The sequence below is a fragment of the Caldifermentibacillus hisashii genome (assembly GCF_039654145.1).
Lineage (GTDB): Bacteria > Bacillota > Bacilli > Bacillales > Caldibacillaceae > Caldifermentibacillus > Caldifermentibacillus hisashii.
In genome coordinates, this window is sequence record NZ_CP155467.1 from 1,689,202 (window position 1) to 1,704,409 (window position 15,208).

At 38.4% G+C, this 15,208-nt stretch carries 12 protein-coding genes; all 12 read left to right on the plus strand.

The features are described from left to right. The first annotated feature begins 63 nt into the window (after positions 1 to 63). On the plus strand, positions 64 to 786 hold the full coding sequence (gene pyrH, locus NSQ14_RS08020; RefSeq protein ID WP_034769812.1) for a UMP kinase: 723 nt from the start codon (positions 64 to 66) through the stop codon (positions 784 to 786). Between the two features lie 2 nt (positions 787 to 788). Further along, positions 789 to 1,346 carry a ribosome recycling factor gene (frr, locus tag NSQ14_RS08025; RefSeq protein ID WP_034769814.1) on the plus strand — a complete coding sequence of 186 codons (558 nt, stop codon included), beginning with the start codon at positions 789 to 791 and terminating at the stop codon, positions 1,344 to 1,346. A 479-nt stretch (positions 1,347 to 1,825) separates the two neighbouring features. Further along, the gene (locus NSQ14_RS08030; RefSeq protein WP_034769815.1) at positions 1,826 to 2,602 is read left to right on the plus strand and encodes an isoprenyl transferase; all 777 of its coding nucleotides are present in this window, start codon (positions 1,826 to 1,828) and stop codon (positions 2,600 to 2,602) included. A gap of 15 nt (positions 2,603 to 2,617) precedes the next feature. After that, positions 2,618 to 3,415, plus strand: a complete 798-nt coding sequence (locus tag NSQ14_RS08035) for a phosphatidate cytidylyltransferase (protein WP_034769817.1) — start codon at positions 2,618 to 2,620, stop codon at positions 3,413 to 3,415. A gap of 146 nt (positions 3,416 to 3,561) precedes the next feature. Continuing rightward, positions 3,562 to 4,719, plus strand: coding sequence for a 1-deoxy-D-xylulose-5-phosphate reductoisomerase (gene dxr, locus NSQ14_RS08040; protein WP_034769818.1), 1,158 nt, complete (start codon positions 3,562 to 3,564; stop codon positions 4,717 to 4,719). A 136-nt stretch (positions 4,720 to 4,855) separates the two neighbouring features. Further along, a complete protein-coding gene (rseP, locus tag NSQ14_RS08045) occupies positions 4,856 to 6,112 on the plus strand; it encodes an RIP metalloprotease RseP (protein ID WP_034769820.1) in 1,257 nt (418 codons plus the stop codon). 35 nt (positions 6,113 to 6,147) lie between these two features. Next, complete coding sequence (locus tag NSQ14_RS08050) at positions 6,148 to 7,869, plus strand: proline--tRNA ligase (protein WP_034769821.1); 1,722 nt, start codon at positions 6,148 to 6,150, stop codon at positions 7,867 to 7,869. 334 nt (positions 7,870 to 8,203) lie between these two features. Beyond that, positions 8,204 to 12,529 carry a PolC-type DNA polymerase III gene (locus NSQ14_RS08055; protein WP_034769822.1) on the plus strand — a complete coding sequence of 1,442 codons (4,326 nt, stop codon included), beginning with the start codon at positions 8,204 to 8,206 and terminating at the stop codon, positions 12,527 to 12,529. A 303-nt stretch (positions 12,530 to 12,832) separates the two neighbouring features. Beyond that, on the plus strand, positions 12,833 to 13,300 hold the full coding sequence (gene rimP / locus NSQ14_RS08060) for a ribosome maturation factor RimP (protein WP_034769824.1): 468 nt from the start codon (positions 12,833 to 12,835) through the stop codon (positions 13,298 to 13,300). Between the two features lie 102 nt (positions 13,301 to 13,402). Continuing rightward, positions 13,403 to 14,638, plus strand: coding sequence for a transcription termination factor NusA (gene nusA / locus NSQ14_RS08065; RefSeq protein WP_081912305.1), 1,236 nt, complete (start codon positions 13,403 to 13,405; stop codon positions 14,636 to 14,638). Then, positions 14,607 to 14,891 carry an RNase P modulator RnpM gene (rnpM, locus tag NSQ14_RS08070; RefSeq protein WP_034769826.1) on the plus strand — a complete coding sequence of 95 codons (285 nt, stop codon included), beginning with the start codon at positions 14,607 to 14,609 and terminating at the stop codon, positions 14,889 to 14,891. Before nusA ends, rnpM begins: the two co-directional genes overlap by 32 nt. Beyond that, positions 14,888 to 15,205: a YlxQ family RNA-binding protein gene (locus NSQ14_RS08075; RefSeq protein WP_034769827.1), complete on the plus strand. Its 318-nt coding sequence runs from the start codon at positions 14,888 to 14,890 to the stop codon at positions 15,203 to 15,205. Before rnpM ends, NSQ14_RS08075 begins: the two co-directional genes overlap by 4 nt. Positions 15,206 to 15,208: the final 3 nt, after the last annotated feature.

Consider the following 15,208-nt stretch of genomic DNA (forward strand, 5'->3'; position numbering starts at 1 on the left):
CTTATTCTTCTACACAAGTCAACCTTTTTACAGACAAGAAATTATACATATCGGGGGTTTTTTATGGAAAATCCAAAATATAAGCGTATCGTCCTAAAGTTAAGTGGTGAGGCATTAGCCGGTGACACAGGTTTCGGAATCAACCCAAAAGTAATTAAATCAATTGCTACCCAAGTAAAAGAAGTTGCCCAAATGGGTGTAGAAGTAGCAGTTGTTGTCGGGGGCGGTAATATTTGGCGCGGAAAAATCGGCAGTGAAATGGGTATGGATCGTGCAACCGCAGATTATATGGGAATGCTTGCAACAGTCATGAATTCCTTGGCATTACAAGACAGTCTGGAACAACTCGGTATTGAAACGCGGGTACAAACATCAATCGAGATGCGGCAAGTAGCTGAACCATATATTCGTCGCAGAGCGATTCGTCATCTCGAAAAAAAACGGGTAGTTATTTTTGCTGGAGGTACCGGAAATCCATATTTTTCAACCGATACAACGGCCGCTTTACGGGCAGCAGAAATTGAAGCAGAAGTTATTTTAATGGCTAAAAATAATGTGGATGGTGTGTATTCTGCTGATCCTTTAAAGGATAAAAGTGCAAAAAAATATGCACAGCTTTCCTATTTAGATGTCATTAAGAACGGATTACAAGTTATGGATTCGACAGCCTCATCCCTATGTATGGACAATGATATTCCACTTATTGTATTCTCAATTATGGAAGAAGGTAATATTAGGAAAGTTGTCCTTGGTGAAAATATTGGAACGATAGTAAGGGGGAAATAAACGTGGCAAAACAAGTAATGGCCGATGCTAAAGAACGTATGACAAAAGCCGTACAAGCTTATACCCGGGAACTCGCTTCAATTCGTGCCGGGCGAGCAAGTGCCTCATTGTTGGATAAGATCGCCGTTGAATATTACGGAGTTCCAACGCCAATCAATCAATTGGCATCTATCTCCACACCGGAAGCGAGATTGCTTATGATTCAACCTTATGACAAATCGATTGTCAGTGATGTTGAAAAAGCAATTATGAAATCAGACTTAGGTTTGAATCCAACGAGTGACGGATCCGTTATTCGGATTGCAATCCCTCCTCTGACAGAAGAACGTCGGAAAGAACTGGTGAAACTGGTGAAAAAGGAGTCAGAGGAAGCGAAAGTTGCTATTCGTAATATTCGTCGTGATGCAAATGATGATTTGAAAAAGTTAGAAAAAAATGGTGAATTGACGGAAGATGACCTGAGAGGTTATACCGATGATGTGCAAAAATTAACGGATGAATTTATCGCCAAAATTGATCAGATTACGAAAGAGAAAGAAAAAGAAATTTTAGAAGTATAAGCTTCCTTTCGTTTAATATTTAATTTTCAAAAAACCCCTGCTTTCGGGGTTTTTTCTTTATCTCTTTTCCTTTATAATTAATTAAGCATAAAAACAAATCAACTTTTCCAAGATCGGACAAGTTTTGTTCCTTTCATTTTTTAAAGATGGAGTCAGGCACTATTGACCGCTAATAAAGTTTTAGAGGATTCTTGTATGGATTGGATAGACCGAGATTCAAACAACAAAATATTGCATTTTGAGCGTAAATTTTCGTTGTTAGAATGTTAACTTGAATGATTAATGATAAAATTTGTGAGCGATTTTTCTTTTGTTTTGGTATGATATAAGAAGTTATAAAATACATATGAGCATAATCAGGAATAATCAACGTAAATAGGACCTTTAGAAAATTTATATATACTAAAAACGTATAACCACAAAAGGAAAATCGCACGCAAGTTTGAATTCTTCTGCTGACGAAAATTGGAGGATGAAATATGTTTTATAAAAAACTTTTTAATAAACAAAGTTCCATACCGGAAAGTATAAAGGAACGGATGGAATTGGTGAAAAGTCAAGCTGTACCCGATCATGTAGCAATTATTATGGATGGAAATGGCAGATGGGCAAAAAGTCGTGCTTTACCTAGAATTGCCGGGCACCATGAAGGGATGAAGGTCGTACGAAAAATAGCCATTTTAGCAAATAATATTGGTATTCAAACATTGACCTTATTTGCTTTCTCTACGGAAAATTGGAAAAGGCCAAAGTCGGAAGTGGATTATCTGATGAAATTACCTGCCGAGTTTTTGGATATTTATTTACCTGAACTAATCGATAATAATGTGAAAGTTCAAGTAATCGGTGAGAAAGAAAAAATTCCGAGTCATACATTACTGGTGGTAGAAAAAGCGATAGAAAGAACAAAAAACAACAATGGATTATTGCTGAATTTTGCGCTAAATTATGGAAGTCGTTCCGAAATCATTATGGCAATCAAAAATATTGTCAAAGATATTAAATGTGGAAATATCAATGAAAGAGATATAAATGAAGATATTTTTTCGCAATATTTAATGACAAAAGACTTAGCTGACCCCGACTTATTGATTCGGACAAGCGGAGAAATTCGGTTAAGTAATTTTATGTTATGGCAATCAGCTTATACGGAATTATGGTTCACAGATTGTTTATGGCCGGATTTTGATGAGGGACATTTTTTAGATGCTATTGAACAATATCAAAAACGTTCACGTCGTTTTGGCGGAATATAAAGGTGAGGTTTATAAATGACTCAAAGAATTATTACAGCTATCATCGCAGCACTAATCTTTTTACCAATTGTATTTATTGGCGGTATTCCGTTTGTTATATTAATATATATTATGGCTTCAATATGTTTATTTGAAATTCTTCGCATGAAAAAAATCAACTTGATGACAGTTCCTGGTATTTTGTCGCTGTTCCTTTTATGGATATTTCTTTTACCAATTAATTATTTGAATTTTGTTCAGCGAATAGGTTTGGAAGGAAAAACCGCTCTTTTCTTTTTGGGTGTTCTTATCTTTTTATGTTATTCATTCATTAGTAAAAATACGTTTTCTTTTGAACATATTGGTTATTGTCTGTTATCCGTCTTATATATAGGAATCGGCTTCTATTATATAATAGAAACGAGAGCTGTTGGGGTTTTGTTTATTTTCTTTGCATTGTTTTTAATATGGGCCACCGACTCGGGAGCCTATTTTGTCGGTCGGGCATTAGGAAAAAGAAAATTAGCCCCACATATTAGCCCGAACAAAACGGTAGAAGGATCAATTGGCGGGATCATTACTGCGATCATCGTTGCGCTTCTTTTTTACTTCTTTACGGATATTAACCTAGAATTCCAATTGTTTGAACTGATGATTGTTACAGTAATATTATCTATTTTCGGTCAATGTGGTGATTTGGTGGAATCCGCTTTAAAACGGTACTACCATGTTAAGGACTCCGGAACAATATTACCGGGTCACGGCGGTATGCTCGACAGGGTTGATAGCTGGTTGTTTGTTATGCCACTGCTCATTTTATTGCGAATGTTATAATGTAGGGTCATTTTTCTTATAATCCCGACCATACGGGTATGTCTTGTAAGCCCGACACGATATGCACAAGTGAGGAAGATAGGTGAGAGTAGGGGCGACCGCTTACGTATTTTTTTATAAAAGGTATGATTTCGAGGTGAATTTGTTTGAAAGGAATTAGTTTATTAGGTGCAACAGGATCAATCGGAACACAAACAATAGATATTATTCGGTCCAATCGAGATCAGTTTGAACTTGTTGCCATTGCAGTTGGTAAAAATTTGGAATTAACCAGGGAAATTATCAATGAATTCCACCCCAAACTTGTTTCTGTTCAAAATCAAGCGGATGCAGCGATATTACAACGGGAATTTGCGGGTATCAGTAAAATTTTATCTGGTGATGAAGGCTTAATTGACGTGGCTGTTCATCCTGATGCAAATCTATTCGTCAATGCCATTTTAGGCAGTGTTGGATTAGTTCCGACTTTGAATGCGATAGAGGCAGGGAAAACCATTGCCCTTGCGAATAAGGAAACATTAGTAACTGCCGGGCATATTGTGATGGCGCGGGCACGTGATCGGAAAGTTCCCGTTTTACCTGTAGATAGTGAGCACTCGGCTATTTTCCAGTGTTTACAAGGAGAACGACAGAAAAATATTGAAAGATTAATTATTACTGCATCAGGCGGAAGTTTTCGGGACAACACAAGAGAACAATTATTGGATGTGACCATTGAAGAAGCCTTACATCATCCAAACTGGTCGATGGGCGCAAAAATTACGATCGATTCAGCCACGATGATGAATAAAGGATTGGAAGTGATTGAAGCCCATTGGTTATTCGATCAACCCTATGATAAAATTGATGTACTTCTCCATCGAGAAAGTACAGTACATTCGATGGTGGAGTTTCATGATGGTAGTATCATTGCCCAACTGGGTTCACCTGATATGCGAATCCCGATACAATACGCGTTAACTTATCCGGAACGAACACCGACTAATGCAGCTCGTTTGGATTTGACCGAATTGGGGACACTACATTTTCAAAAAATGGATTTTAATCGATATCGTTGTCTTCGTTTCGCATATGAAGCAGGCAGGAGGGGCGGTACCTTACCGGTTGTATTAAACGCAGCGAACGAGGTTTGTGTTCAGGCTTTTCTGAACGGAAAAATAAAGTTTCTTGAAATAGAAGATGTAATTGAATGGGCGCTGGAAAATCATGTTCCGACAGCAAATCCCGATTTAGATACAATTCTTTCCGTTGATCAGGAAACAAGGGAGATCGTTACGAAACATCTGGTCAGTCGTTTTCATTAAAGGCGTTGTTCAAAAAGTCACGGAAAAAGTTTTTGTTTTTCAACCGCTTTAAGGATAGTGTTTTCTCACTGATTGCAATTCTTTCTTTTTGAACACGTACATAAAAAATTTTTCTATAACAAAGGTGGTATGATAAGTGAGTACACTTTCGACCGTACTAGCTTTTATTTTATTGTTTGGCGCTTTAGTGTTTTTTCATGAGCTAGGTCATTTTATATTTGCAAAGCGTTCGGGAATTTTGTGTCGTGAGTTTGCGATCGGTTTTGGACCAAAAATATTGGCTTTCAATAAGAATGAAACAACCTATACGATCCGGTTACTGCCCTTAGGCGGATATGTCAGAATGGCAGGGGAAGATCCGGAACTTATTGAATTGAAACCGGGTTTGCGGGTCGGTTTAATTTTAGATAAAAATGAGGTTGTAAAAAAAATTATTATCAATCGGAAAGAAAAATACCCGGATGCTCGAATTATTGAAATTGAACAAGCTGATATCGAAAAAGATTTATTTATCACCGGTTTTGAAGAAGAGGAAGAAGAAAGGATTAAATCCTATAAAATTGATGAAAAAGCGGTCTTAGTTGAAAACGGCATCGAATCACAAATAGCTCCAATAGACCGTCAATTTTCTTCTAAATCGTTATTGGCCAGGACATTAACCATTTTTGCCGGTCCGTTGTTTAATTTTATTTTAGCAATCGTTGTGTTTATTTTACTTGGTTTCATTCAAGGTGTGCCATCAAATGAGCCAATGTTGGGGGGAATTACTAAGGATGGTTCTGCAATGAAAGCCGGCCTGAAACAAGGAGATATTGTCCATTCTATTGATGATGCGGAAGTTTCAACTTGGCTAGATATTGTTGAAATTATTCAGGAGAATCCAGGGGATCCGCTCACTTTCCACATCGAGAGAGATGACAAACTGATGGACATCCAAGTAACCCCGCAAAATATAGAGGGGGAAGGGAAAATTGGTGTTTATCAGCCGATGAATAAATCTTTTGGTCAAGCCTTTGTCTACGGTTTTACGGAAACTTGGTTTTGGACGAAACAGATTTTTATCATTCTTGGCGATTTAGTAACGGGCGGTTTTACCATTGATGCTTTCTCGGGACCGGTCGGGATTTATGCCTCGACTGAAGCTGTCGCCCAATCCGGTATATTTAATTTATTCCGCTGGGGTGCGCTATTAAGCATTAACCTCGGTATCATGAACTTATTACCAATACCGGCACTTGACGGAGGAAGATTATTGTTTTTTGGAATCGAAGCATTACGAGGGAAACCGATCGATAAAAACAAAGAAGGTTTCGTCCACTTTATCGGTTTTGCTTTATTAATGTTATTGATGATTGTTGTTACATGGAATGATATTCGAAGATTTTTTCTTTAATATAAAATAGAAATTTGATTATTGGGGTGCAAGAGATGAAGCAAAGTAACACATTTATACCAACTTTAAGAGAACTGCCGGCCGATGCTGAAATAAAAAGTCATCAATTATTGTTACGGGCGGGATTTATTCGTCAAGTAGCCAGTGGTATATACTCGTATTTACCGTTAGGAAAAAAAGTCTTACAAAAAATAGAAAACATTGTACGTGAAGAAATGGAACAAATTGGTGCTGTGGAATTGTTAATGCCTGCTCTTCAACCGGCTGAGTTATGGCAAGAATCCGGCAGATGGTTTTCCTATGGACCGGATTTAATGAGGATGAATGATCGTCATGATCGTCCGTTTGCACTTGGACCGACCCATGAAGAGGTGATAACAAGTCTGATTCGTGATGAAATAAAATCCTATAAACGTTTACCATTAACTTTATTTCAAATTCAGACTAAATTTCGGGATGAAAAACGTCCCCGCTACGGTTTATTACGGGGTCGTGAATTTGTCATGAAAGATGCCTATTCCTTTCATACAAGCAAAGAAAGTCTTGATGAAACGTATGAAAAAATGGTTCAAGCATATACGAATATTTTTACACGATTAGGGCTCAATTTCCGAGCGGTTATTGCTGACTCCGGCTCAATCGGCGGTAAGGATACCCATGAATTTATGGTTCTATCGGAAATTGGCGAGGATACGATTGCCTATTCCGATGCATCAGATTATGCAGCGAATATTGAAATGGCAGAAGTTGTTACGCAATACGAAAAAAGGGATGAGACACTGAAGGATCTCCAAAAAGTAAATACCGGTGAACACAAAACCATTGAAGAAGTGGTGAACTTTCTGCAAATTTCACCTGAAGATACGATTAAATCACTCTTATTTAATGTTGATGGAGAAAATGTTCTCGTTCTCGTTCGCGGCGATCATGAAGTCAATGATGTAAAAGTGAAAAACTTGCTCAACGCCTCGATTGTTGAACTTGCCAGCCCGGAACAAACAGAAGAAGTGTTCGGCTGTAAAATTGGCAATATTGGTCCGGTTGGTGTAAATCATGTAAAAATAATTGCCGATCATGCTGTGAAATATGTGGTCAATGGTGTTTGCGGGGCAAATGAGGCAGAGCAACATTACGTGAATGTCAATCCTGACCGTGATTTTACCGTGGAACAATATGCGGATCTACGTTTTATCAAAGAGGGAGACCCTTCACCGGATGGGAAAGGAAAAATTGTTTTTGCAAAAGGGATTGAAGTCGGTCATGTCTTTAAGCTTGGTACCCGTTATAGTGAAGCAATGAATGCTGTATTTTTAGATGAAAACGGCCGCTCACAAACAATGATCATGGGCTGTTACGGTATTGGAATTTCCCGATTAATTACGGCTGTCGCGGAACAAATGGCTGATGAGAAAGGGCTTGTTTGGCCGATGTCCATTGCACCTTATCATGTGCATGTAATCATTGTCAATACGAAAGATGAAACTCAGTGGAAACAAGGAAATATGATTTACGAAACATTGAAAAAACAAAGATACGAAGTCTTATTAGATGATCGTCATGAACGCGCTGGTGTAAAATTTGCCGATAGTGATTTATTTGGTATTCCGGTCCGAATTGTTGTCGGTAAAAAAATTAATGAAGGAATCGTGGAATTGAAAATAAGGAAGACCGGGGAAACATTGGAAATCCCAGTGGATCAATTGCAGGAAGAGCTGGACAAACTTTTGTCCCAACTTAAGGGGAGTAAGGGGCAGTAAGACCCCCACTTCAAAATTCTGAGGTTTCAAAGTAGATAGGTGGGGGAAGAACTGCCCTTAAAGCTCCGATTGATTCACTAATCATCAGTGGTAACACTGATGGAAGTTTCACCTTATAAAATTACATTTTAATCAGTGGGGTTATATTCTCCACTGATTCTTTATTTTACAAATTGAATGTTTTGCTGGAAGCGGACAAAAAACCGGTCCTTTGTTCTGGTTATGATGAAATGATCCTTTGTGGTAAAATAGAACATGTTTCCTTTCAAATAATATATGATAGAATAAATGAAAGAGAACGGTTATACTCCTATCAGTAACGGGGGGGATTTTTATGAGTGATTTGATGGCAGGGAAAAAAGAACGATTCCAGCTACTTTTGCAACAAATGGATATGGTAGATGATCGCTTTTTTCCTTACTTGAAAAATGGAGAAATTAAAAGACTAATTATTGAACGAAAAACACGTAAATGGGAGTTTCATTTTTTACTAGATTCGATCTTGCCTTATCAAGTTTTTGATATTTTCTCGGCAAAAATCAGAACCGCCTTTCGTCATATTGCCGATGTTTCTTTTCTTCTTGAGACAAAGAATAATGATTTTACCGAACAATTGGTAGTGGATTATTGGAAATATAGTATCGGACAATTGCAAGGGATGTCGCCTGCCCTTCTTTCTCTATTGAATGAGCAAATCCCGAAAGTCAAAGGAAATAAAATAATTATCACAGCCCGAAATAATACGGAATGTTTAACATTAAAGAAAAAATATTGTGGAACCATTGCGGATGTATACAGTCAAGTTGGTTTTCCACCTTTACAACTGGACGTGGAAGAGCATACCGAAGCGATGGAAGAGACGTACCAACAATTTTTGCTTGAACGGCAAAAGGAAGACGAGGAACGGGCAAAACAAGCAGTCATTGAAATTCAAAAACGGGCAGAACACCACCGGTCAGATGAAGCGGATGACAATGGCCCGCTGATCATCGGCTACCCCATTCAAGGAGAGCAAGATTTTCGTACATTAAATGAAATTACTGAAGAAGAACGTCGCATCGTCATTGAAGGCTATGTCTTTGCCTGTGAAACAAAGCAGCTTCGAAGTGGAAGGACACTATTAGAGTTTAAAATCACCGATTACACGAATTCGATTCTTGTAAAAATGTTCTCAAAGGATAATAAAGAAGACGGGGAAAAATTGAATCGATTAAAAAAAGGCATGTGGGTTCGGGTTCGGGGCAATGTCCAAAATGATACATTCGTCCGCGATTTAGTCATGATTGCGAATGATATAAATGAAATTAAAGGGAAAGAACGCTTTGATACTGCTCCGGCTGATGAGAAACGGGTTGAACTTCATTTGCATACACCGATGAGCCAAATGGATGCAGTATCTTCCGTCAGTTCGCTTGTATCCCAGGCAAAAAAATGGGGGCATAAAGCCATTGCCATTACCGATCATGCCGTAGCACAGTCATTTCCGGAAGCATTCAGTGCCGCTAAAAAGAACGGGATTAAGGTGATTTACGGAGTGGAAGCGAATATCGTTGATGATGGTGTTCCGATTGCATATAATCCGAGCCATCGTTTGCTTACCGACGATACATATGTTGTTTTTGATATTGAAACAACCGGTCTATCAGCTGTTTACAATACAATCATTGAATTAGCTGCGGTAAAAATTAAAGATGGAGAAATTATCGACCGCTTTGAATCATTTGCTAATCCGAAACATAAACTTTCTGCGTTTACAATCGAGTTGACCGGTATCACCGATAATATGGTCGAAAATGCGCCTGATCCGGAAGAAGTTTTAAAACAATTTTATGAATGGTGCGGTGATGCCGTCCTTGTTGCTCACAACGCTTCTTTTGATACAGGGTTTATTAATGTCGGTTATCAAAAAATCGGTTACGGGAAATTTACAAACCCGGTAATCGATACGTTGGAATTGGCCAGATTTCTATATCCGGATATGAAAAACCACCGCTTAAACACATTGGCGAAGAAACTAAATGTGGAATTGACGCAACATCACAGGGCAATTTATGATGCCGAGGCGACCGGACATATTTTATTAAAATTGCTGAAAAGCGCTGAAGAAAAAGGAATTAAGTATCATGATGAATTAAATGAGTACGGAAAAAATGAAACGAGTTATAAACGAAGCCGGCCGTTCCATGCTGTATTATTGGCACAAAATCATGTCGGTTTGAAAAATTTATTTAAACTAATTTCTTTGTCACATGTTAAATATTTTTATAAAGTGCCAAGAATCCCAAGGTCTGTATTACAAATATATCGAGAAGGCATTTTGGTTGGCTCTGGCTGTGATAAAGGGGAATTATTTGAAGCGGCACAACAAAAAGCAACTGAAGAAGTGGAAGAAATCGCGAAATTTTATGATTATCTGGAAGTTCATCCGAAAGAAATTTATCAACCATTACTCGAGACCGATGTCATTCAAAGTGAAAAACAATTAGAAGATGTAATCAAAAAAATCATATTGGTCGGCGAGAAATTAAATATTCCAGTCGTTGCAACCGGTAATGTTCATTATTTACATCCGGAAGATAAAATTTACCGAAAAATATTAGTTGCTTCTCAAGGTGGTGCCAACCCGCTCAATCGTCACCAACTGCCGGATGTCCATTTCCGAACGACAGATGAAATGTTGAGAGCTTTTCAATTTTTAGGTGAAGAAAAGGCAAAAGAGATCGTTGTTGTTAATCCAAATAAGATTGCCGATATGGTTGAAGAAGTTAAACCAATAAAAGATGAATTATATACACCTAAAATTGAAGGAGCGGAAGAGGAAATCCGGACAAAAAGTTATGAGATGGCTAAAAAAATTTATGGCGATCCCCTTCCTGAAATCATTGAAGCCCGCTTGGAAAAAGAATTGAAAAGTATTATCGGTCACGGATTTGCCGTTATCTATTTAATTGCTCATAAATTGGTTAAAAAATCACTGAATGATGGGTATCTTGTCGGTTCCCGGGGTTCGGTCGGATCTTCGTTTGTTGCGACAATGACGGAAATTACCGAGGTGAATCCATTGCCGCCTCATTATGTATGCCCGAACTGCAAACATTCCGAGTTTTTTGATGACGGTTCTGTTGGCAGCGGCTTTGATTTACCGGATAAAGACTGTCCAAATTGCGGATCGAAATATAAAAAAGACGGGCATGATATCCCGTTTGAAACTTTTCTTGGCTTTAAAGGGGACAAGGTGCCAGATATTGATTTAAACTTTTCCGGCGATTATCAACCAAAAGCACATAATTATACAAAGGTGCTATTCGGAGAGGACCATGTTTACCGTGCAGGTACGATTGGTACTGTTGCAGATAAAACGGCCTATGGCTTTGTTAAAGGTTATGAGGAAGACAACAATATCCAATTGCGTCAGGCGGAACGGGAGCGACTTGCCCTCGGATTGACCGGTGTAAAACGAACAACCGGGCAGCATCCGGGTGGAATTATCGTTATTCCGGACTATATGGATGTATATGACTTTACACCGATTCAATATCCGGCTGATGCCCAGGATGCAGAATGGCGGACAACCCATTTTGACTTCCATTCCATCCATGATAATGTATTAAAACTCGATATACTCGGACACGATGATCCGACTGTGATCCGCATGCTGCAAGATTTAAGCGGAATCGATCCGAAAACAATCCCAACAGATGATCCGGAAGTAATGAAAATTTTCAGCAGTCCAGAATCACTTGGTGTTACTGAAGAACAGATTATGTGTAAAACCGGAACGCTGGGAATTCCTGAATTTGGCACCCGTTTTGTCCGGCAGATGCTGGAAGAAACAAAACCAACGACATTTTCCGAGCTGTTGCAAATTTCCGGTCTCTCCCACGGGACGGACGTTTGGTTAGGTAATGCTCAGGAATTAATTCATAACGGTACTTGTTCATTAAGTGAATGTATCGGTTGTCGGGACGATATTATGGTTTATTTGATCTATCGCGGACTTGAACCTTCCACTGCCTTTAAAATTATGGAGTCGGTACGGAAAGGAAAAGGTTTGACAGATGAAATGGAGAAAGATATGCGGGAACATGATGTTCCTGAATGGTATATTGATTCATGCAAAAAAATCAAGTATATGTTTCCAAAGGCCCATGCGGCTGCGTATGTACTAATGGCGGTTCGAATTGCCTATTTTAAAGTTCATCATCCGCTCTTATATTATGCAACCTATTTTACCGTTAGAGCAGAAGATTATGATTTAGATGCCATGACAAGTGGTTCCAATGCCATTCGGAAAAGGATCACGGAAATTAACGAAAAAGGTCTTGATGCATCAACCAAGGAGAAAAGTTTATTAACGGTTCTCGAACTTGCCTTGGAAATGTGTGAGCGAGGATTCTCATTCAAAAAAATTGATCTTTATAAATCAAAAGCAGCTGAATTTGTAATTGACGGCAATTCGTTAATTCCGCCGTTTAATGCAATCCCCGGCCTGGGAACAAACGCAGCGATGAACATCGTAAAGGCACGTGAGGAAGCTGAGTTTTTATCAAAAGAAGACCTTCAGCAAAGAGGGAAAGTATCGAAAACCATCATGGAATTTTTAGATAATCATGGTTGTCTGGAAAATCTGCCCGAACAAAACCAGTTATCATTATTTTAAACTTTGAATAATGGCGTATTTCTGGTTGACTCTTGTTTGCCGGTATTGATGAAATGGGACAATTGCAAAATGGTTTGGATTATGATATATTTTTATTGGCAATACTAACTTTAATCTCTTGAATCTAAAGAGTGGGGAGTTCCTCACTCTTTCCTGTTTGTAAAAAGGTTTATCAAAAAACAAAATTATAAAAAACATGGAAACGATAATTTAAAACGGTTAGTCAACTTTTTCATTTTCTACGCATAATAAAAATAACCTTTACATTTGTTACATTTGAATTTCCTAAAGAGGAGGGAAAATATGAGCAAAGTAACGGAAACAGTCGAAAAAATTGCATGGCCAATTGTTCAAGAATTAGGCTTGGAAATTGTCGATGTTGAATATGTTAAAGAAGGCAAAAACTGGTATCTGCGACTGTATATTGATAAAGAGAATGGCGTCGACATTGAAGAATGCGGAATGGTTAGTGAAAAATTAAGTGAAAAACTGGATGAAATTGATCCGATTCCTCATAATTACTATTTAGAAGTTTCTTCACCAGGAGCTGAGCGTCCATTGAAGAAACAAGAGGATTTTGAAAAGGCGATCGGGAAAAATGTCCATATCAAAACATATGAACCGATTGACGGTGAAAAAATCTTTGAAGGGATTTTACAAGAATTTGACGGTACGAATGTTACCATTGAAGTGCGGGTCAAAACAAAAAGTAAAGTAATACAAATCCCATATAATAAAATTGCCCAAGCAAGACTGGCTGTTGTATTTTAGAAAGAAAAGTGCGAGTAGCACTGGTGCAGGCAAAAAACAATCCACAGTTTTTCAGGCGATATTGATTTGAAAAAGAAAAATACATAAAAGGGGGATATTGTAATGAGTAGTGAACTTTTAGACGCCTTGGACCGGCTGGAAAAAGAAAAAGGAATTTCCCAAGATGTCATTGTCGAGGCAATAGAAGCTGCACTTGTTTCTGCTTATAAAAGAAATTTCAATCAAGCACAAAATGTACGGACAGATTTTAATTTAACCACCGGAACGATGCATGTGTATGCTCGCAAAGAAGTCGTGGATGAAGTATTTGATTCAAGATTAGAAATTGCCATAGAAGAAGCTAGAAAAATCAACCCGAATTACGAAATTGGGGATATAGTTGAAATCGAAGTAACGCCAAAAGAATTTGGCCGGATTGCAGCTCAAACAGCCAAACAAGTCGTCACACAAAGGGTCCGTGAAGCTGAACGGGGAATCATTTACGAAGAATTTGTCGACCGTGAAGATGATATCATGACGGGGATTGTGCAAAGAAAAGATAATCGGTATGTCTATGTAAGTCTAGGAAAAACAGAAGCATTATTACCGGTGCATGAGCAAATGCAAAATGAACAATACAATCATAATGACCGAATGAAAGTTTATATTACGAAAGTGGAAAAAACAACGAAAGGACCACAAATTTTTATTTCCAGATCACATCCGAATTTATTAAAAAGATTGTTTGAACTTGAAGTTCCGGAAATATACGAAGGTATTGTCGAAATAAAATCGGTAGCAAGAGAAGCAGGTGACCGCTCAAAAGTATCCGTCTGGTCAGATAATCCGGATGTCGACCCGGTCGGTTCATGTGTCGGGCCAAAAGGTTCCCGTGTACAGGCGGTGGTAGATGAGTTAAACGGGGAAAAAATAGATATTGTGAAATTTTCAAAGGATCCGGTTGAATTTGTCGCCAATGCACTTAGTCCTTCGAAAGTTTTAGATGTCATTGTAAATGAAGAGGAAAAGTCAACCGTTGTCATTGTCCCAGATTACCAGCTTTCATTAGCAATTGGTAAACGCGGTCAAAATGCAAGGCTTGCTGCAAAATTAACCAATTGGAAAATTGATATTAAAAGTGAATCAGATGCGAGAGAACTAGGTATATATCCTCGAGAAGAACCGCTATTTTCTCCAAACTTAACATTCAATGATGAAGATACAATCATAAGTGAAAAGGACCAAAGAGTGGAGGAGGAACATCCGGTTGCACAAGGGGATGCTCATGACTTTGCCGAACTTGGAGAAAACGGAGAGGTGATGGAACATGAACAAACCGAGAAAGATACCGATGCGTAAATGCGTGGCCACCGGGGAAATGTATCCGAAAAAGGAGTTGCTCCGGATCGTCCGTTCCAAAGAGGGAGAAGTCTCGATTGATCCAACCGGAAAGAAAAACGGGCGTGGTGCATATTTGTCCAAAAATAAAGAAGCTGTCCTTCTGGCTAAGAAAAAAAATATTTTAAAACATCATTTAGAAACAGAAATTGATGAAAATTTATATGATGAAATCTTGGCGTTTATTGAAAAGGAGAACACTTCGAAATCATGAAGCAAGAAAAATGGCAATCACTGCTCGGGTTGGCAAATCGAGCCGGGAAATTGGTTACGGGTGAAGAACTGGTGGTAAAAGAAATTCAAAAAAATCGTGCCAAATTGGTTTTATTGGCACAAGACGCCGGAAAAAATACAAAGAAGTCAATTATCGACAAGTCTGCATTCTATCACGTACCAGTTAAATTGGTTTCTGACCGTTATACATTAGGAAAGTCGATCGGTAAAGAGGCACGGGTTGTCGTCGCCGTGACGGATACCGGATTTTCCGAAAAGTTACAAAGTGAGCTTGATCAAATTCAGTGGGGGTGAAAC